Genomic DNA, 18,270 nt, shown 5'->3' on the forward strand with positions numbered 1-18,270 from the left:
ATGGACCTGAACGACACTCCCGAGCAGTCAGCCTTCCGGCGCGAGGTGCGCGCCTTCCTCGCGGCCCAGCTTCCTCCGGCGTTGAGCCACAAGGTTCAACACCGCCTCCGGCTCGGCAAGGAGGACACGGTCCTCTGGCAGCGAATCCTCCACCAGCGCGGGTGGGGCGCGCCCGGGTGGCCGAAGGCCTTCGGCGGCACGGGCTGGAGCGCGATTGAGCAGCACATCTTCGAGGAGGAGGCCGCGGACGCGGGCGCGCCCCGGCAGCTCGACTTCGGGCTGAGGATGGTGGCGCCGGTCATCATGGCCTTCGGCAACAAGGCGCAGCAGGAGCGCTTCCTGCCCCGCATCCTCAGTGGCGAGGACTGGTGGTGCCAGGGCTACTCGGAGCCGGGCGCGGGCTCGGACCTGGCCTCGCTGCGTACGCGCGCCGAGCGCAAGGGACAGCACTACGTCGTCAACGGCCAGAAGGCCTGGACGACGCTCGGGCAGCATGCGGACTGGATTTTCTGCCTCGTGCGCACCAGCACCGAGGGGCGGCCCCAGGAGGGCATCTCCTTCCTGCTCATCGACATGAAGAGCAAGGGCATCACCGTGCGCCCCACCATCATGCTGGATGGTGAGCACGAGGTGAATGAGACGTATTTCGACGACGTCGAGGTGCCTGTCGAGAACCTCGTGGGCGAGGAGAACCGGGGCTGGACGTACGCCAAGTTCCTCCTCGGTCACGAGCGCACGGGGCTGGCCAACGTGGGCCAGTGGAAGCGGCTGCTCAAGCGACTGGAGACGGTGGCCCGCCGCGAGACGGCCTCCAATGGCCGGCCGCTCATCGAGGACGCGCGCTTCCGCGACAAGGTGGCCCAGGTGAAGGTGGAGCTGCTCGCGCTGGAGGTGACGCTCCTGCGCGTGCTGTCGGCGGAGGCGAAGGACGCGAAGAAGGGGCTGGGGCCCGTCGCCTCGGTGCTGAAAATCAAGGGCACCGAAATCGGCCAGGCCATCTTCGAGCTCACGATGCAGGCCAGCGGGCATGACGCCCTGGCGTACCTGCCCGAGGCGCTGGAGCCGGGCTACTCCGGCCCTCGCGTCGGAGGCGAGCACGCGGCGGCGGCGGCGGGTGACTACTTCAACATGCGCAAGCTGAGCATCTTCGGCGGCTCCAACGAGATTCAGCGCAACATCATCTCCCAGATGCTCCTGGGCCTGTGAGGCGAGGCGGACATGGACTTCAGCTACACCGAGGAACAGCAGGCCCTCCAGGACTCGCTCCGCCGCTTCCTGGCGAAGGAGTACGACTTCGAGAAGCGGCGCCAGATTTCCCGCTCGGCCGCGGGCTACAGCAAGGAGCATTGGAGGACGCTCGCGGAGATGGGCGTGCTCGGGCTCGGCATCCCCGAGGCCCACGGCGGGATGAATGGCAGCCCCGTGGACACGATGCTCGTCATGGAGAGCTTCGGCCGCGCGCTGGTGCTGGAGCCGTACCTGCCCACCGTGGTGCTCTGCGGCGGGCTGGTGCGGGACGCGGGCACGGAGGCGCAGCAGGCGGCGTTGCTGCCCGCCATCGCCATGGGCGAGTTGCTGATGGCCTTCGCCCACTACGAGCAGGGAAGCCGCTACGCGCTGGAGCACGTCGCCACCACGGCGAAGCGGGAGGGGAACGGGTATGTGCTGAACGGGGCCAAGTCCCTGGTGCTCTCCGGGCTGCAGGCCGGCAAGCTCCTCGTCTCGGCGCGGACGGCCGGAGGCGCGCGTGACAGGGCGGGCGTGTCGCTCTTCCTCGTGGACCGCGAGGCTCCTGGCGTGAGCGCCCAGGGCTACGTGACGCAGGACGGAGGGCGCGCGGCGGAGGTGAAGCTGGCGGACGTGCGCGTGGGCGCGGACGCGCTGCTCGGGCTGGAAGGCGGCGCGCTGCCGGTCATCGAGCGCGCGGTGGACCTGGCCATCGCGGCGCTGTGCGCCGAGGCGGTGGGGGCCATGGACGCGCTGCTCGAAACCACGCGCGAGTACCTGAAGACGCGCAAGCAGTTCGGCACGCCCATCGGCCGGTTCCAGGTGCTCCAGCACCGGATGGCGGACATGCTGATTGCCATCGAGCAGGCCCGCTCCATGGCCATGGTTGCCGCGGTGAAGGTGCAGTCCGAGGACGCCGCCGAGCGGCGGCGGATGGTGTCCTCAGCCAAGGCGCTGGTGGGGCAGTCCGCGCGCTACGTGGGGCAGCAGGCCGTGCAGCTCCATGGCGGCATGGGCGTCACGGACGAGCTGGCTGCGGCGCACCTGTTCAAGCGACTGACGGTCATCAACGCCACCTTCGGCGACGCCGACCATCACCTCGCGCAGGTGAGCGACTCGCTGCTGGTGGCGTGAGCCAACCGCGAGCCGTGCTCATGGGACGCGGCCGCGTTCAGGGAGGACTCGGTGCCGGCGAGTCATCCCTCGGCTGCGGGGGTGACCGCCGCGAAGGCGTAGCGCTCGAACCACTTCGGGAAGGCGCGCACCCACTCCCGCCGACCTTGGACGACCATCCCCGCCGAGCGCGCGTCGGCGAGTGAGAGGTCGCCGCGCCACCAGGCCGTCAGGGTGCGGAGCGGAGCGCGCACGACCAGCTCCTCTGGGAAGCCGGGATTGACGGAGCACAGCGACACCTCGCTCCGGCGGAGGAGCAGGTAGCGCACGGCCGCGCGCCCCCGGGTGTCGGTCAGCTCGAGCCGCGCCAGGACGGGGACGGAGGGAAGGGCTTCGGCGTCCACCCGGCGCCGCATGTCCCAGACGAGCGCGTCCACGTCGAGCTCCTCGCGAGGGAGCTCCCGGGGGAGCCAGCGCTGCCCCCAGGTTCCGAGCTCGCGCACGACGCCCACGAGCTCCTCTCCCGCGCGGGTGAGCACGTACGAAGGCCCCTCGTCGCCGTCATCGCGCGCGACGACGCCCGCGTCGACCAGCTCGCGCAGCCGCGCGGAGAGCATCGTGCGGGAGATGCGTGGAATGCCGCGGCGCAGGTCGCCGAAGCGCCGGCTCCCGCAGAGCAGCTCGCGGACGATGAGCAGGGTCCATCGCTCACCAAGCAGGTCGAGAGCGCGCGCGATGGAGCAGAACTGGCCGTAGGTCTTCATCGGCCGAGGGTACCGTGAAGCCGCCGGGCACCCGGTCCGGATTTCGTACCGCCCCATGAGCAGCGGTCTCCCTATCGTCCAGGCCTCTTCAACAGCCGAGGGCCGCGCGATGCAGAGCCACGTCACCATCCGGGAAGCGAGAAGCGACGAGTTCGAGGGACTGGGGCAGTTGATGGTCTCCGTCTACTCGCGCCTGGAGGGGTTCCCTGGGCCGGACGAGCAGCCGAAGTATTACGAGCTGCTGGCCCACATCGGGCGGATGTCCGAGCGCCCCGCCACCCGGCTCCTCGTGGCTGTCAGCGGGGACGCGCTCGTCGGCGGAGTGGTCTACTTCTCGGACATGGCGCAGTACGGCTCGGGCGGGAGTGCCACGCGGGAGAAGGACGCCGCCGGGTTCCGGTTGCTGGCGGTGGACCCCGGGGCGCGCGGGCTGGGCGTGGGCAGGGCCCTGGTCGAGGCCTGCATCGCCCGGGCGAAGGAAGACGGGGTGAGTCAGGTCATCATCCACACTACGCGCGCGATGACGGTGGCCTGGAAGATGTACGAGCGGATGGGCTTCGAGCGCTCTCCCGACCTGGACTTCAGACAGGAGGCGCTCGAGGTTTTCGGGCTGCGCCTGCGGCTGTAGGAGCGCGCGTCCGCGGTGCCTACGGCTTCGCCAGCTCCTGGTCCTGGAGGAGCTTCCACAGCACCTTGCCGGTAGCCGTCTTCGGCAGCGTGTCCACGAACTCCACCACCCTGGGGACCTTGTAGGCGGCCATCTTCTCCTGCGCCCACTGGATGATGTCCTCACCCGTCGCCGTCGCGCCGGGCCGCTTCACGATGACCGCTTTGACTGTCTCGCCGCGGTACGCGTCCTTCGCCGCGATGATGCAGCACTCCTGGATGGCCGGGTGCTGGTACATCATGGACTCCACCTCGGCGGGCCAGACCTTGAAGCCGCTCGCGTTGATCATCCGCTTCAGGCGGTCGGTGAAGAAGAAGAACCCCTCCTCATCCATGTAGCCCAGGTCCCCGGAGCGGAAGAACCGCTTGCCGTCGAGCTCGGCGAAGGACTCCTCGGTCTTCTGCGGGTCGTTCCAGTAGCCCTTGAACACCTGCGGGCCGTGGATCCATATCTCCCCGACCTCGCCCCGTGGCACCTCCTTGAAGGTGATGGGGTCGACGATGCGCGAGTCGACGTTCAGGTAGGGGACGCCCAGGCATTGCTGCTTCATGCGCCGGCGCGGGTTGATGTGCGAGGCGGCCATCGTCTCGGACAGGCCATAGCCTTCCAGGTATTGCTGGCCGGTGAGGTCGAGCAGCTTCTGCGCGATGGCCGCCGGCATGGCCGCGCCGCCACCCGACACGAGCCTGATGCCGGAGAGGTCGTATTCACCCAGTCGCGGGTTCGAAAGGAAGTCGATCATCATGGTCGGAATCAGCGTCCACGACGTCACCTTGTAGCGGGTGATGAGCTGGCCGGCCGCGTCTCGGTCCCAGCGCGGCAGCATGACCACGGCGCCGCCGGAATAGACCATCGCGTTCATCACCGACTGCATGCCCGTCACGTGGAAGACCGGCAGCACCGCCAGCGCGACGTTGTCGGGCACCACCGGCCCGCACCAGGTCGGCGTGGCCATCGCGTTGAACATCACCGTGCGGTGCGTGTGCACGCAGCCCTTGGGCCGTCCGGTGGTGCCGGAGGTGTAGGGCATGCACGCGAGGTCATCCGGGCCGGCCAGGTGCTCGCGAGGCGTGTGCTTCGCGGCCAGCGCTTCCTTCCAGGGCACCACGCCCGGTGCGGCGGGCACGGAGTAGGGGGCGCGCACGAAGTCGGGCACGTTCAGCTCGGTCGGCTCGAGCAGGGAGTCGGAGTAGGCCGCCACCACTGCCTTCGTGAGGCACGTCTTTCCAAGCAGCGGCGCGACGCGGGAGAAGATCTCCTGCGAGGCGATGGCGACCTTCGCGCCGCTGTCGGTGACGTAGTGCTGAAGCTCCTCGGTCAGCAGCATGGGATTGACCGGGACGACCATCGCGTCAGCACGGAGGATGGCGTAGAAGGCGATGAGGAACTGCGGGCTGTTCTGCATGTCCAGCAGCACGCGGTCGCCGCGCTGCACGCCACACTCGTTCTGCAGATAGCCGGCGAGCGCGAGCACCTCCTCATGCACCTGCGCGTAGGTCCGCACCGTGTCGTAGAAGACGACCGCGGGCCTGTTCGGGTAGCGCAGCGCGGAGACCTGCAGATTTACATACAGGCTGGTGTCGGGGATGGAGATGGAGTGAGGCAGGCCCACCGGCCAATGGGCGTGGTGGGCGGTGTTCATCGCCTTCGCGTCTGGATTGGGAATCATCATCGGACCGGCGACCTCCTGGAGCGGGTCGTCATGGCACGAACGCGATGGCGAGGACCCATCCTAAAGGAGGGGAATGACCGGCAGCGGAACAAACAGGCACCGCTGGTAGCGCACGGGGCCGCGCCAGTTGCCCCGTCGCTCATCGGCATCCGCCACGGCCGGGGACGGGCCTTCGTTCTCCAACTGCAAGCGCAGACGGCGCTCTGTCAGGTGGCCATCGAGGCGAACACGCGCCGGGCTGCCGACACCGTCGCGGCTTCGCACGCGCCGGCCGTGGCGCAGCTCACCCAGGTCGGCTGAGCACTCCGCGCACGGTTACGGGCAGTCGCCGGAAACCTCTCGGTAGAACGCGGTGGACCGTCCCCAGCTGCTGGGGCCGTCGCAATCACACATGCGCTCGCCCACGGCCACGGTCATGGCCGCGTCGTCGTAATAGATCCACTTGTGGTAGGTCCCGACTTCGTTGCAGATGAACTGATCCTCGCGGGTCTCCAGAGAAGGCGATTGCTCCTCCGCGACCTCCATGCCGCCACAGCCAGCCAACAGCATTCCCGCGGCCAGCAGCAGTCCTCGTGCGACGTGCTTCCCTGTCATGTGTTTCTCCGTGCAAGACGCCTGTACCGCCGTGGCACAGGGTCTGCGGTAGGAGAGCTGGCGACTTGGAAAATGATGCAGAGAATCCGCGGAGGACGTGGACGTCGGCTCCGGTGAGCCAGGAGCTGCTCCAACGGATCGTCACCTGCCCCGCGAGCCGGCAGCTCTCTTCTGGAGACAGAACCAGGCGAAGGCGCCGCGCCCCCGCTCTGGGGGCGCTTCCCTGCGTCATGCGGATTGTCTGCATCATTTTCTCATTCGCTGGCTCCTGAAATGGAAGTGAACCCGGCACGATCCCGGTCCCCGGGTTCTCTCGGAAAGGTTCCCCCATGACGCGAATGACAAAGCATGTGTGGCTGTACCTGACAGCCACACTCCTGGCCCTCGTGGCCGGGTGTGGCGCGTCCTCCCCGCAGGAGGAGGACACCACGGGCTCAGCCCAGTTGTTTGGCACCACGGCGCAAGCCATCACCTCCGCTGACGTCACCCTGGTGCGCGTCACGGTGTCCGCCGCCGACATGCCGGCGCGCACCGCCGAGCTCGTCAAGACCAACAACCAGTGGAGCGGCCTCCTCGGCATGCTGCCAGCGGGCACCGGCCGCACCTTCTCCGCCGAGGCCTTCAACAGCAGTGGCACGAAGATGTACGCCGGCTCGGCCACGGGCGTCACCATCCTCGCCAGGCAGACGACGGCCGTCTCCATCACGCTGCAGGACGTCAGCCCCGCGGCGCCCTTCGCCAACGCCGCCCCCGTCATCTCCTCGCTGTCCGCCGCCCCCGGCACTGTCGAGCCCGGTGGCACTGTCACCCTCACCGCCTCCGCCTCCGATACCAACCCGGGCGACACCCTCACCTATGCCTGGAGCGCGCCCTCGGGCACCTTCGCCCAGCCCTCCAGCCTCTCCACCACCTGGACGGCTCCCTCGTCCGCCCTCACCGTCCCCCTCACGTTGACGGTGACGGACTCCAAGGGCCTCCAGGGCAAGGTGACCTTCAACGTCAACGTCACCTCCGGCAATGGGGACGCCGCTGTCAACGCCTCCCTCAATACCTGGCCGCAGGTGAGCAACCTCTCCGCCAGCGCCACGGCCCTCCAGGTGAATGAGTCCACCACCGTCTCCGCCACCGTTTCCGACAACGATGGCGACACCCTGGCCTACAGCTGGGCGGCCTCTTGCGCTGGCACGTGGACCAACGCCACCTCCGCCACCGCGCAATTCACCGCCACGGCGTTGCCCGGCAGCAGCACGTGCAACAACTGCAACCTCACTGTCACCGTCACCGACTTCCGCAATGGCCAGGCCATTGGCGGCCAGACCACGGGTACCCTCTCCATTTGCGTGGGCCCCAAGAAGACGGCCGGCTTCCCACCCGACATCACCGAAACCCTCCAGTCCGCCGCCTCCACCTCCGCCAACGGCACGGTGGTTTTCCGGGTGAAGGCCGTGGACCCGCAGGCGAGCGCGATGAGTTTCTCCTGGGCCTCCACCACGGGCACTACCGGCACGCCCACCACCACCGCCGACTCCAGCGAGGTGGCGTGGACGGCGCCCTCCTGCACGCAAACGGGTGTCACCCCCACCATTACCGCTACCGTCACCAATACCTACGGCCTCTCGTCCACCCAGAGCTTCGCGGTGACGGGGCTGCTTGCCTGCGATCCCTCGGGTTGGGCCTCAGCGGGCGCCATGAGCTCGGCCCGTTCCTCCTTTACCGCCACACAGCTCGCATCAGGCAAGGTGCTTGTCGCAGGTGGCAACAATGGCAGCGGTTATCTCTCCTCCGCTGAGTTGTACGACCCAACGACCCACTCCTGGTCCCCCGCTGGGAACATGGCCACTGCACGCTACCAGCACACGGCAACCCTGCTCTCGTCCGGCAAGGTACTTATCGCGGGAGGCAACAATCCCTGGGGGCTCTCCTCCGCGGAGCTATACGATCCAGCCACCAACGCCTGGTCTTCAGCCGGCTCGATGGCCCAGGTGCACTCCGCCCATACCGCCACCCTGCTCCCCTCCGGGAAGGTGCTCATCGCGGGGGGCGACAATTACCAGGTGAGCACCATCGCCGCTGCGGAGTTGTACGACCCGGCCACCAACTCCTGGTCCTCCGCCGGCTCCATGAGTTCGGCACACTGGGGCCACACCGCCACCCTGCTCTCCTCGGGCAAGGTGCTCATCGCGGGGGGCAGGGGGAGCACCCCCATCGCCGCTGCGCAGTTGTACGACCCAGCGACCAACTCCTGGTCCTCCGCCGGCTCCATGACCTCGGCGCGCCTCTCCCATACAGCCACCCTGCTCTCCTCCGGAAAGGTGCTCATCGCGGGGGGCTACAATGGCAGCAGCGCGCTCTCCGCCGCGGAGTTGTACGATCCGGCCGCCAACTCCTGGTCCTCCACTGCATCCATGGCAGCGGCCCGCTATTCATACACCGCCGCCGCGCTCTCCTCCGGCAAGGTGCTCGTCTCAGGTGGCAATAGCGGCAGCAGCGCTCTGTCTTCCGCGGAGTTGTACGATCCTGTCACCAACTCCTGGTCCTCCACTGCATCCATGGCAGCGGCCCGCAGCGGTTACGCCACCGTCCGGCTTTCCTCCGGTCAGGTGCTCGTCTCGGGGGGCCAGAATTCAGGTACCCTCTCGTCCGCAGAGCTCTACTCCCCCTGAGAGAACCGGCCGTTGTAGCTGCCCGTTCGAGATGCTCTCTCCGTCCAGCCTGTGACCCGGAACAGGGAGGGCCGTCATGGGCTTGCCCCACGAAACCCGGGGCAAGCCCATCCGGCTTGAAGGCATCATTGCATGCTAAGCATTGGGCCGTGGACGCGTTTGGAGGAGCCCGCGCAGCCGAGGTAGGAGCGGCATGCGCGGGCCACGGGCTGGCCTACCGGATAAGTGTCACCGTTCCGGAGGGCCTGTTGTCACCCGTCGTGGCGTTGTAGAGGTTGCCCCAGCATCCACTCATCGAGACCCGCCAGGCAAAAACACCCCCCGGCTGTGGGGTGCCATTGAAGGTGCCATTCCAGGAGTACGCCTGCTGGGTGGGGCCCTGGGAATAGAAGACCTCCTGTCCCCAGCGGTTGAACACCCAAAACTCGGATTCCGGGTAGTCCTCAAGGTTGATGGGCCTGAAGTAGTCATTCAGACCATCGCCATCCGGGGTGAAGGCGTTGGGCACGTAGACCTTCCGCGGGTTGTGATGTGCCACGGTCTGGGGGCTGGATGCCGAGCAGCCGTAGTTGGTGTTCGTCACCGTCAACATATAGGAGTAATTGATGGGGGGCGCCGGAGGCCCATTGGGTGGCGGCGTGGAGCCTGCCGAAGGCAGGGTGGCGTATGGAAGGGCCGAGGCCGTGTTGCTGAGATACGTGGACGGCGACCAGTTGAAGGTGAAGTTCTGGGAGACGGACGGATCCGCGAACTCCAGGTAATACGACGCCGGCAGACTGCCTGAGGCGGCACTCCCGTTGCAAGAATAGAGCCTGTAGGTCTTGGGTACCACCACCATGCGCTGCACGAAGTATGTGAGTGGGTTTGAGACAACAGATTGAGAGGGATTCGAGGTCTCGTAGCTCAAGATCCGGTACTGGTAGATACCGGGGGTGGGCTCCGTGTGGGCGGTCGTGACGGAGGTGGCGCCGGGGATGTTGCCCCAGGTCGCACCATTATCGGGGCTACGCTGCCATTGGAAGGACGGCGAGGTGAAGGGCACCGTGGAAGGCCACCAGGAGTACAGGTTTACCGAGCCGTTGTTGCAGGTATGTGCCCTGTCGACCACCACGCCGTTCTGGAACGAGGCGATGATGGAAGGGTAGCAGGGCGCGAAGGAGATATCGTCAATCACCAAGTCGTTTCCGGAGTTGCTCTGGTTCCGGTTCACGATTGCCACCTGGACGTCGGTGACCCCCTGTGGCAGGTCGAACATGAAGCCGACCCGCTGCCACTGGAAGGTTGACGTAAAGGGGATGACGATGTCACCGCTGGTGCCCAGCAGGCCGCCGCCAGGGGCATAAACCTCGAAGCGGACGCGGGGTTCTTGAAAGCCCGAGGTATTGATGAGGTTTCCCACCCAGGCAGAGAACTCATACTGAAAGGCGGAGGTTAGCCCGCTGACGGTGGTCCGGTAGAATTCTCCCCGGCGGTCGTCCGCGTCTACCATCAGGAAGTAGCCGTTGGTGTCATTCGGGGTGTGGTCCTCCGGGATGCCATGCCAGAGGCTCCTGCACCCCACGGAGCTGTTCGTGTTGGTGTATTGGTCGGGGCTGATCGCACAGCTCGGGTTATAAGTGTAGGTCGTCGAGCCACCCGTCAGGGGCGGCCCGGGGTTGCCACCACTGCCGAAGTCCTCCGCGACGGCGGGGGGGCCCAGGATGCCATTGCAGAACTCCGATTCGCTCGTGTTGGTGTTGAGCAGTTCCACAGCCAGCCCGCCGGACTGGCTGCCAAGATCCTCATAGACCTCGACAGTCCCTTGGAGATCGCTGTTGTTCTCGGCGGTATTCCATTGGATAGTGGCGGATTGCCTGTCGGACGCAAGGACAGTGCCGTTGCTGGCGGACCATGTGACGTTCGCATACCTCTCATACGTGCTGTCCCAGTAAGGCCATTGGACGAAGTAGGTCTCCACGGCGCCCTGCTGGACGCGGGTGTTGCCGGTGACGATGTTGTCGGCAAGGGATGGAAAGGATAGGAGACAGGAAATCAAGAGCAGCAAGTGTTTCATGTGTCAGGCTCGGTTCGAGGCGGATGTCTGCGCTGCCAGAGAGAAATAGGAGGAAGCCTGTCGTTCCCTGGGAGTCCAACGTGAACGAGGCTCTCACATTTTCTTGGAATCTGAAACAGGTCTGTCCGTGTGGGTAGTGGGCCTGGAGCGGTACTCGCGGGGCTCTGTCGCTGGCTGAGTAGCGTGCTCCCGGGACGAGCCACTAGAAACTCCATGCAGGAGTTGAATGTGGGGACCGGCTTAGAGGGGGAGGGAGGGTGCGGAGGGGCCGAGGAGGGCCGCTGACGGGGCCGCCCGAGCAATGCTCCTGGCCGGTGGACAGGCGGCGCAGCCCCTTTGGGGTACGCGACTGTCCAGGCCGCGCTCCCCTCAGGTGCGTGGCAGGGACCGGGACCTCTTGGCTGTCTTGCGCCTCAGCACCCCGCGGCCTGGGGTGGCCCTCGTGCCGGGGCCCACCTCGCACATGCCGTGGGCAAGCCCAGGTGATCCAGAATCGCCCGCACCCCTGGTGCTTCCTTCACGTACGCCAAGACCCTCAAGCCTGCCTCCACATCTCACGCAGGCAAACACGTCGAGCGCGAACGTCCGGCGCAGCAGCCCGGCCCAATCCACTCGCGGCGTCCGCTCCTTCTTCGCTTCCACCTTCGCCGCCGCCTCAGGCGGTGGGCAAAGCCTCTTGTGGCTTCGGCCCTGCCCACGCTTGGGGGAGCAGAAATGGCCGGAGTTTGGCGCCCGGAGCGAAGACGCCGTGGAATCTTGTGAGGTTCGCCCTCGGCGGGGGGACCAGGGACGCCAGGCGACCCAGCAACTCCAACTCGGTGAAGAAGAGGTGCGTGGTGCCGCCCGGCAGCGGGCGCTTCAGCCGATAGGCGATGCGACCGTCCTCCGCTCGTGACAGCCGCTCCAGCGCCAGCGCCAGCGCACCGCGCGCGCCGTAGCGGCATCGCCGTTCCAGTCCCTGCCTGTCGTTGGCATGCAGGTGCGTGTTGGCGTGCAGGGAGAAACCCTCCAGCAAGGCGCACCGCGGCTGCTTGCTGGGAGGCAGCCGGACGTCCACCTCCGTCCAGCGCAGCCGTTGCTGCAGGGAGTGCGCCTGGTACGCCTGCAGCGCGTCCTCAGTCCCTTGCGCGTGCAGGGCCCCTCTTTTCTCCAGCAGGCGCAGCACCCGGTGACGCACCACCCTCAGCAGCGGCTCCACCTCACCTTGCGTAGGCGGCGGCAACGCCTCGAAGCGCATGCCGCCCTCCCCCGGCACGAACAAGCCGTCCGGTACCCGCGAGTGGAAGTGCGGCGTTACCTGCAAGGCGGAGCCGAAGAACTGGATGAACGACACGGCTCCGGCCTGCCCGCCACGTAGGCCCTGCCGCCGTGCCCTCCGACGCTTTGGAGTTACTTCGTCAGGACAACATGCGTGGCCAGGCTCGTGGAGACGTGCTCCGTGCACTTGTAGCCGAGGCTCACCGTATCGATGCCGGCGAGGAGGTGCTCGCCACTGCCGAGGAGCACGGGAGAGATCGCGAGGTGGAGCTCGTCGATCAGCCCCGCGGTGAGGTACTGGCGAATGGTGGCAACGCCGCCGCCGAGTCGGACGTCCTTGCCCTGAGCTGCCTCCGTCGCGCGTTTCAGCGCGGCGTGGATTCCATCGGTCACGAAGTGGAACGTCGTTCCGCCCTCCATCGTGATCGGCGCGCGAGCATGGTGCGTGAGCACGAAGACGGGCACATGGTAGGGCGGGTTGGCTCCCCACCAGCCCTTCCAACTGTCGTCGGACCAGGGGCCACGCATCGGCCCGAACATGTTGCGGCCGAGGATCCAGGCGCCGACGTTCTCGAAGCCGCGCGCGACGAAGTCGTCGTCGACGCCTGCTCTACCCGCTTCGTTGCCGATCATCTCTCCGGCGAAGTCGCTGTGGATCTTCTGGAACGTTCGCGTGCCGAAGACCCACTGGTGCAGCGCGGTGCCTCCGACTCCCAGCGGATTGTCCAGATCCTGGCCGGGACCGGCGCCGTAACCATCGATCGAGATTGAGAATGCGTTTACCCGAAGCCTCGACATGAGCGTAACTCCTTCTGGCACAGGCATCGCCTGCGACCCTTGGACCAACCGTCTTCTGAAGTGGCGACGAACGAGGCAGGGCCAGATCGACACGCCCGCTGTTTTTGCTGCGGCGCTTCGGGCCGGCGCATTCCTGGCTGACCCCGGACAGGCCCGGTACCCTGCGCGCCTCTCTCTCTCGAAGGAGCCGCACCCGGTGTCCATCCGCAGAACGACCGCCAGCACCCGCAATGCCACCGTCAGCGCCATTCTCGACCCGGCCCTGGGCAGCGCGCGCGACGCGCTCCAGGTCTTCCTCGAGAAGGCCCTGCGCGCCCAGTTCGGCGCCGACTGGCAGGCGACGCTGGAGCGCGACCGGCTGGCGCAGGGCCGCCCCGCGAGCGAGCGCTGGGACTGGGGCAGCATCAGCTATCGCCTCGGGCACTTCCGCTCCCCGCAGGCCACGGGCAGCGGCGCGGTCACCGAGTCGCTCGTCGCGCTCGCCCGGCTCGCCAAGGCCTACCGCAACCTCTTCCAGCACGAGGAACTCACGGACGCGCAGGTGCGCCACGCCATGGAGGGGCTCGCGCTGCTGCAGGAGGCGCTGGGCAACAAGACGCGCGCGGCCGAGACGCGCGCCTCGCTCGAGGTGTGGGCGGGCCCGGCCCGCGCCGCGAAGCGCCCGGCGCGCAAGGCCCCGGCGGCCGCGAAGCGTGCGAAGCCCGCGGCGAAGAAGAAGGCGCCGAAGGCGAAGAGCGCCCGACGCTAGCCGCGGGGCTCGGGAATAGGGGCGCAGGCGAGCGTTGAGGCGCAGCCCGACGCCCCGTGGACATGCGCGCCCGAAGCCGCGCGCGGCCCACCTCGGGCGGCACCTCGCAGTCCTGCACGGCGTGCCGGCCGTTCACCGCGGGCCTCAGGGGGATGAAACGCCACGCTCCACCTGGCGGATTGCTTTGGGGGTCGAGGACCTTGCGAGTAGCCTGACCGTACGCGGAGTGGACCGCCTACGAGGCCATTCATGGAGTCCGAATACCTCAATCCGGCAAGCCTGCCCCCGGGGACGTCCATCGGCCGGTGGCGCCTGCTGGAGCAGCGCGGCCGGGGCGCCTACGGCGTTGTCTACCGGGCCGAGAGCCTGGAGGAAACTCCGGGTGTCGTGGCCCTCAAGCTGGCTCTGTACCCCGGCGATGCCCGCTTCGTGCGTGAGGCCGAGCTGCTCTCTCGCATCCACCATCCCGCTGTTCCGCGCCTCTTCGACCACGGACAGTGGCAGCCCCGCGACGGCGCGCCCTACGCCTGGCTCGTCATGGAATGGGTCGAGGGCGTGCCGCTCTATGACTGGGCCGTGGCGCAGCGCCCGTCGTCACGGCAGGTGCTCCACGTCCTCGCCCGGTTGGCGCGGGCATTGGAGGCCACCCATGCCGCCGGAGGTGTCCACCGGGATGTGAAGGGTGAAAACGTCCGAGTGCGACGTGCGGACGGACAGCCCTTCCTCGTGGACTTCGGCTCGGGGCACCACCTGGGCGCTTCCACGCTGACGTGGCAGCCGTTTCCTCCCGGCACTCCCGTCTACCGCGCTCCCGAGGCCTGGCGCTTCGTGCTGCGCTCCGCCAAGCCTCCCTCCGTCGCCTATGCGCCCGGCCCCGCCGATGACGTCTTCGCCCTGGGGGTCACTGCCTACCGGCTCGTCACCGGCAAGTACCCTCCCTCGGCGCATCCGCGTGGCGACGACGCCTGGCTCTGGCACCCAAAGAAGCTGGCGCTCTGGACTGCCAGCACGATCAACGCCCGCTGCGCTCCGGAGCTGAGCGCCCTGGTGTCCCGGATGCTCTCGCTCCGACCGGAGGCACGGGGCCGTGCGTGGGAGATATCCGAGGCACTGGAGCGGGCTGCACGGCAGGCGGGGCCTGAAGCGGATGCGCCTCTCTTCACCGGGGACGAGGCGAGACCCGCGGGCCTCTTTCCTCCGGTCCAGCGCGTGACGGTGCGGCGACCTCCTCGCGTGGCGAGGCGGCCATGGTTCGTCGCGGCCAGCCTCGGTGCATCCCTGGCCCTGGGCGCGGGAGTGTTGTTGAGCACGCGGTCGGTCGAGCCGTCTGAGAAGACATACGTCGCGGAGGGTGAAGAGGCGAAGGATGGAGGCACGGTCGCCGTCGGAGACGCCGCGCTGACGGCACCCGTCGCTCCCGAGCGAGCACCCTCCATGGGGACGTCCATCCGGGCTGAGCTGCCGCCGAAGCCCTTCCCAGCTCAGCGCAGACCCGATGGTGCGGGACGATGCCCCGGTAAGGAAATGGTCGCAATCAACGGCGGCTGCTGGGCGAAGTTGCTTGTGGAGCTGAAGGACTGCGAAGCCACGGACGGCTTTGCGTACAAGGGCGAGTGCTATGTCCCCGTCTGGGCACTGCGACGCCCTTCCACCTCAGGACCCACGAATCGCGACGACGCTCCATAGCGGGTAGGGCCGAGGTACCGGCTGCGGTGAGAAAGTCGCGAAAGAGGGAGTCCACCGTGCTCGCGTCCTGGGATGGGACGTCCCCCTTCAGCCGGCCCGTGAATGAGGTCCCCCGGGCCGCCTCGGTGTCTGTGAAGCAGGCCTTCAGGCCAGGCGGTTCAGTAGTAGCAGTCGCAGCTCCCGTCGTATTGACAAATGCCAGCCCGGGCGCCGATCTCTTCGCATGCCGCCTGGCAGCGGGCCTGGCAGTCATTCATGAGGGGCATTGCTTCGGGGCTGGAAAACGCCTGCGTGGCACCGAACGACATCACAAAACCAGCGGCGACGGCGAGCACGACCTGACCAGTCTTCTTCGCGGAACGAAACACAGAGACCTCTCGGAATGGGTTGGCGGGCTTCTGGCACGACGGGGCAAAGGCTAGCGCGAACGGGGTCCCGACGGTATGCCCCCCGTCACTCAATCGTGGAGTTCGTGACGCGGATGGGGTGTCCGCGTGGTTCGAGATCTGGGGATAGGGTCTCGCACCAGGAGCCGCCCTGGTTGTCAAAGACAGCGTCCACTGCCGGTAGGGCACGCGTGCGTATTCCGACCATGCCGATCAGCGATTCCGACCGAAGCCGATCACCCGTTCCGGAGCATGCCGATCACCGGGATGACGACGCTGGTGGGGGCTACTTCGCCGCCTACTTCCCTCTGGGCACACGCCGGCCCAAGCGGCCCAGGCAGGCAGCAGGCCGCAGGGGTGTGGGCGTCCAGGGCACTGCGGGTGCTTGGGGCTCAACCCCACGAGCTCTGGGGGGGGCCCTGCGATGAGCAACCTGGAGCAGCCCGAGGCGGTGAACGCCGCCATCTCCACGTTCCTGGACGAGATGACGGGAGACCCGCTCCAGGCGGTGTGAGGGATTGAGCAATCCCTCACGGCCATGTCTGGGGTTGCGTCCCGGGCGCGCTCAGCTCTCGGCGGTGGGCGCGGACTCGGACACCTGCGGCTCCTCGCATACGGGCGCCGCGTCGTCGGAGGTCTCCATCTCCTCGCTCACGGAGGCCTGCGGCGCGCTGGGGGCGCGACAGTAGTCGATGCAGAGTTGCTCGGCGCCGCAGGTGGTGACGACGGCGCCGATGTTGCAGCGGAGGTCGCAGGGCACGCCGCAGCCACAGTAGCCTTGGCATTGAGCCGCGGCGGCCGGCAGCGGCGCGAGGGCCAGGAGCAAGGCGGAGGCGAGCAGCGACTTGAGCACGGTACGCATGGACAGCTCCTTTTGGTGGACTGCCGCGTCAGCCTCAGGGGATTGTGGTTCGGAGTAAATACGTACTTCCGCGTAACGCGCCGGGATACACCGCTTGTGATTGAAGCGGTGGGCAAAGCCTCTTGTGGCTTCGGCCCTGCCCACGCTTGGGGGAACTCCCAGCACGAACTGCGGGCCAGGTGCAGGTCTACTTCTAAAGCGTCAGTCGTAGATGACCTTGTCGATGGGAATGATGATGCCGTTAGGCGCGCTGAGGGGCGTGCCGGTGGTGTTGGACCGGTGGATGCGGAGGTACTCGTCCTTCACCAGGATCTTCAGCGCCTCTCCCGCGACGGGCTGAACGGACTTCAGCTTCGCGAGCTGCTCGTAGGTGTAAGAACCGGAGACGATGTGCCGGAGCCAGAAAGCCTGGATTTCTTCCTTCGAGAAGCCTTCGCCAGCGAGTTGCTTCTTCACCCTCTTGGCCATCTGGCCGTACGCTTCGTCGGTGGGGGCCAACACCACGTAGGGACCGGCTCCCGTGAGCCACGTCGTCCCGCCGCTGTCTTCGAGGGCTTTCAGGAAGCCAGAAAACTGGCCCGCCTCTTCCAACACATCCTTCAGCGTGGTCCCGCCCCTGGACGGCTTCGGGGCCTCCAGCGGCGTTGCCGTTGCGACCTCGGCGGCGCGTTGAGACGACTCTTCAGTGGGGGCCTGTTGGGGCGCAGTCCCACCGTTGGCTCTCCGGGCTTCCTCGGCGACCAACCACTCCGGTTCGGCGAACTTGCGGAAGAGGTCATCCTTGAAGAGGAGCGGGGTGAGCTGCTCACAGTCAAGGTGGTTCCGGTCATTCCACATCTCGATGCTCACCTTGCTGTTGTAGCTGCCGTTGACGTCTCGGACCTGGTTGACCCGATTGAGCTCCCAGCTGCAGTTGTTTCCGATGCCGAAGTACCCGTGCAGCAGGTGGACCTGGACCAGGGGAGCGTTCTCTGACACGCGCTGGACAAAGCAGCAGGTCCCGTCTTCGTAGTATTCCGCTTTGCCCTCCGGCAGCCAGTGTGGCACCGCGGTCCAGTACGACGTGTACCCTGTATCGTTGTCGCGATGATGCACAGGCGGGCGATGGCCCGAGTATTCGACCTTCGGAGGGATGGGGGTGGAGGAGTAGAAGGCCTTGCATGCTTGGAGGGATAGCAGCAGGAACAGAAAGAGGACTCGGCGCATGGCCACCATCCTCCGCCGCTCGTTTCCGAGGAACAAGCCCTTCTCACACGTTACTGCCGGAGCGCGACTCCGGCGGCGACTGCCACAGCCAATGCCTCCGCCGACCTCGGCAATGGCCGCATATCCACGCCGACTGCACCCCTACCAGCCGCTCCCGAGTATAGGACGGACAGCTCACCTGGAGCGGGCGGAAGAGGCGCCACATGCGGCGGCGCAGGGGCCGCCCCGGATGGCAGACGGGTACGTGGCGTTGCACCCACCCTTGGCGCTGGGGCGGGCCTGATTGATGGGCTCCTGCTGCGTCGGGTCCAGCAGAGCCCGCAGGAGACTGGCTGGGCGACTGGCGTGTGGCCGCTGGAGGTCTCACCAGAAGCAGGAGCCCGCAACGACGGGGCACGTCGAACACTTACGATACGTCTTCAAGCGCCATGCCGCTCGTGTGGCGTGGTGGAACGCTCAGCCACGCCACACAGGCTTCAACGCACGAGCCGCGTCAACTCAGCCACGGCACGGGCCGTACTCGGCATGCGTGCCTACGATGGATTGATAGTTCCTCGTGGAATTGCCCTCATAG

At 67.2% G+C, this 18,270-nt stretch carries 15 protein-coding genes; 7 read left to right on the forward strand and 8 right to left on the reverse strand.

What is annotated here, in order from left to right; translation table 11 throughout:
• Both G4D86_RS36630 and G4D86_RS36635 read left to right on the forward strand, forming a co-directional pair.
• Complete coding sequence (locus tag G4D86_RS36630; RefSeq protein WP_163998785.1) at window positions 1-1,206, forward strand: acyl-CoA dehydrogenase family protein; 1,206 nt, start codon at window positions 1-3, stop codon at window positions 1,204-1,206.
• A 12-nt stretch (window positions 1,207-1,218) separates the two neighbouring features.
• Complete coding sequence (locus G4D86_RS36635) at window positions 1,219-2,361, forward strand: acyl-CoA dehydrogenase family protein (protein WP_163998787.1); 1,143 nt, start codon at window positions 1,219-1,221, stop codon at window positions 2,359-2,361.
• Between the two features lie 62 nt (window positions 2,362-2,423).
• Here the strand turns inward: G4D86_RS36635 and G4D86_RS36640 are convergent, their stop codons facing one another.
• Window positions 2,424-3,104, reverse strand: coding sequence for a winged helix-turn-helix transcriptional regulator (locus tag G4D86_RS36640; RefSeq protein WP_163998789.1), 681 nt, complete (start codon window positions 3,102-3,104; stop codon window positions 2,424-2,426).
• Between the two features lie 55 nt (window positions 3,105-3,159).
• Between G4D86_RS36640 and G4D86_RS36645 the strand changes: the two genes are divergently transcribed.
• Window positions 3,160-3,732 carry a GNAT family N-acetyltransferase gene (locus G4D86_RS36645; protein WP_205520033.1) on the forward strand — a complete coding sequence of 191 codons (573 nt, stop codon included), beginning with the start codon at window positions 3,160-3,162 and terminating at the stop codon, window positions 3,730-3,732.
• Between the two features lie 19 nt (window positions 3,733-3,751).
• Here the strand turns inward: G4D86_RS36645 and G4D86_RS36650 are convergent, their stop codons facing one another.
• A complete protein-coding gene (locus tag G4D86_RS36650; protein WP_205520036.1) occupies window positions 3,752-5,443 on the reverse strand; it encodes a long-chain fatty acid--CoA ligase in 1,692 nt (563 codons plus the stop codon).
• A gap of 30 nt (window positions 5,444-5,473) precedes the next feature.
• Between G4D86_RS36650 and G4D86_RS36655 the strand changes: the two genes are divergently transcribed.
• The gene (locus G4D86_RS36655; protein WP_163998770.1) at window positions 5,474-5,743 is read left to right on the forward strand and encodes a hypothetical protein; all 270 of its coding nucleotides are present in this window, start codon (window positions 5,474-5,476) and stop codon (window positions 5,741-5,743) included.
• A 15-nt stretch (window positions 5,744-5,758) separates the two neighbouring features.
• Here the strand turns inward: G4D86_RS36655 and G4D86_RS36660 are convergent, their stop codons facing one another.
• Window positions 5,759-6,037 (reverse strand): DUF6289 family protein, encoded by a 279-nt coding sequence (locus G4D86_RS36660; protein WP_163998790.1) that lies wholly within the window; start codon window positions 6,035-6,037, stop codon window positions 5,759-5,761.
• A 329-nt stretch (window positions 6,038-6,366) separates the two neighbouring features.
• Between G4D86_RS36660 and G4D86_RS36665 the strand changes: the two genes are divergently transcribed.
• On the forward strand, window positions 6,367-8,700 hold the full coding sequence (locus tag G4D86_RS36665; protein ID WP_163998792.1) for a Kelch repeat-containing protein: 2,334 nt from the start codon (window positions 6,367-6,369) through the stop codon (window positions 8,698-8,700).
• A 214-nt stretch (window positions 8,701-8,914) separates the two neighbouring features.
• Here G4D86_RS36665 and G4D86_RS36670 read toward each other — a convergent pair whose 3' ends face one another.
• From G4D86_RS36670 to G4D86_RS36685, 3 genes are all read right to left on the reverse strand, one after another.
• A complete protein-coding gene (locus G4D86_RS36670; RefSeq protein WP_163998794.1) occupies window positions 8,915-10,753 on the reverse strand; it encodes a T9SS type B sorting domain-containing protein in 1,839 nt (612 codons plus the stop codon).
• 655 nt (window positions 10,754-11,408) lie between these two features.
• The gene (locus G4D86_RS36680; protein ID WP_163998796.1) at window positions 11,409-12,086 is read right to left on the reverse strand and encodes a transposase; all 678 of its coding nucleotides are present in this window, start codon (window positions 12,084-12,086) and stop codon (window positions 11,409-11,411) included.
• 56 nt (window positions 12,087-12,142) lie between these two features.
• A complete protein-coding gene (locus G4D86_RS36685; RefSeq protein WP_163998798.1) occupies window positions 12,143-12,808 on the reverse strand; it encodes a dihydrofolate reductase family protein in 666 nt (221 codons plus the stop codon).
• Window positions 12,809-13,004: 196 nt separating this feature from the next.
• Between G4D86_RS36685 and G4D86_RS36690 the strand changes: the two genes are divergently transcribed.
• Both G4D86_RS36690 and G4D86_RS36695 read left to right on the forward strand, forming a co-directional pair.
• On the forward strand, window positions 13,005-13,556 hold the full coding sequence (locus G4D86_RS36690; protein WP_163998800.1) for a hypothetical protein: 552 nt from the start codon (window positions 13,005-13,007) through the stop codon (window positions 13,554-13,556).
• A 249-nt stretch (window positions 13,557-13,805) separates the two neighbouring features.
• Window positions 13,806-15,242 carry a serine/threonine protein kinase gene (locus G4D86_RS36695; protein WP_163998803.1) on the forward strand — a complete coding sequence of 479 codons (1,437 nt, stop codon included), beginning with the start codon at window positions 13,806-13,808 and terminating at the stop codon, window positions 15,240-15,242.
• 951 nt (window positions 15,243-16,193) lie between these two features.
• Here G4D86_RS36695 and G4D86_RS36700 read toward each other — a convergent pair.
• Both G4D86_RS36700 and G4D86_RS36705 read right to left on the reverse strand, forming a co-directional pair.
• Entirely contained in the window at window positions 16,194-16,490 is a 297-nt protein-coding gene (locus G4D86_RS36700; RefSeq protein WP_163998804.1) for a hypothetical protein, read from the reverse strand.
• Between the two features lie 201 nt (window positions 16,491-16,691).
• Window positions 16,692-17,696 (reverse strand): fasciclin domain-containing protein, encoded by a 1,005-nt coding sequence (locus tag G4D86_RS36705; RefSeq protein WP_163998806.1) that lies wholly within the window; start codon window positions 17,694-17,696, stop codon window positions 16,692-16,694.
• Window positions 17,697-18,270 lie beyond the last annotated feature (574 nt).

It is taken from the genome of Pyxidicoccus caerfyrddinensis (assembly GCF_010894405.1).
Lineage (GTDB): Bacteria > Myxococcota > Myxococcia > Myxococcales > Myxococcaceae > Myxococcus > Myxococcus caerfyrddinensis.

Bases quoted from the DNA above. Each gene is read 5' to 3' on its own strand.
- G4D86_RS36655 (WP_163998770.1), top strand. From the start codon at position 5,474: ATGGCACGAACGCGATGGCGAGGACCCATCCTAAAGGAGGGGAATGAC.
- G4D86_RS36645 (WP_205520033.1), top strand. From the start codon at position 3,160: ATGAGCAGCGGTCTCCCTATCGTCCAGGCCTCTTCAACAGCCGAGGGC.
- G4D86_RS36665 (WP_163998792.1), top strand. From the start codon at position 6,367: ATGACGCGAATGACAAAGCATGTGTGGCTGTACCTGACAGCCACACTC.
- G4D86_RS36630 (WP_163998785.1), top strand. From the start codon at position 1: ATGGACCTGAACGACACTCCCGAGCAGTCAGCCTTCCGGCGCGAGGTG.
- G4D86_RS36640 (WP_163998789.1), bottom strand. From the start codon at position 3,104: ATGAAGACCTACGGCCAGTTCTGCTCCATCGCGCGCGCTCTCGACCTG.
- G4D86_RS36695 (WP_163998803.1), top strand. From the start codon at position 13,806: ATGGAGTCCGAATACCTCAATCCGGCAAGCCTGCCCCCGGGGACGTCC.
- G4D86_RS36635 (WP_163998787.1), top strand. From the start codon at position 1,219: ATGGACTTCAGCTACACCGAGGAACAGCAGGCCCTCCAGGACTCGCTC.
- G4D86_RS36660 (WP_163998790.1), bottom strand. From the start codon at position 6,037: ATGACAGGGAAGCACGTCGCACGAGGACTGCTGCTGGCCGCGGGAATG.
- G4D86_RS36650 (WP_205520036.1), bottom strand. From the start codon at position 5,443: ATGATGATTCCCAATCCAGACGCGAAGGCGATGAACACCGCCCACCAC.
- G4D86_RS36700 (WP_163998804.1), bottom strand. From the start codon at position 16,490: ATGCGTACCGTGCTCAAGTCGCTGCTCGCCTCCGCCTTGCTCCTGGCC.
- G4D86_RS36685 (WP_163998798.1), bottom strand. From the start codon at position 12,808: ATGTCGAGGCTTCGGGTAAACGCATTCTCAATCTCGATCGATGGTTAC.
- G4D86_RS36705 (WP_163998806.1), bottom strand. From the start codon at position 17,696: ATGCGCCGAGTCCTCTTTCTGTTCCTGCTGCTATCCCTCCAAGCATGC.
- G4D86_RS36670 (WP_163998794.1), bottom strand. From the start codon at position 10,753: ATGAAACACTTGCTGCTCTTGATTTCCTGTCTCCTATCCTTTCCATCC.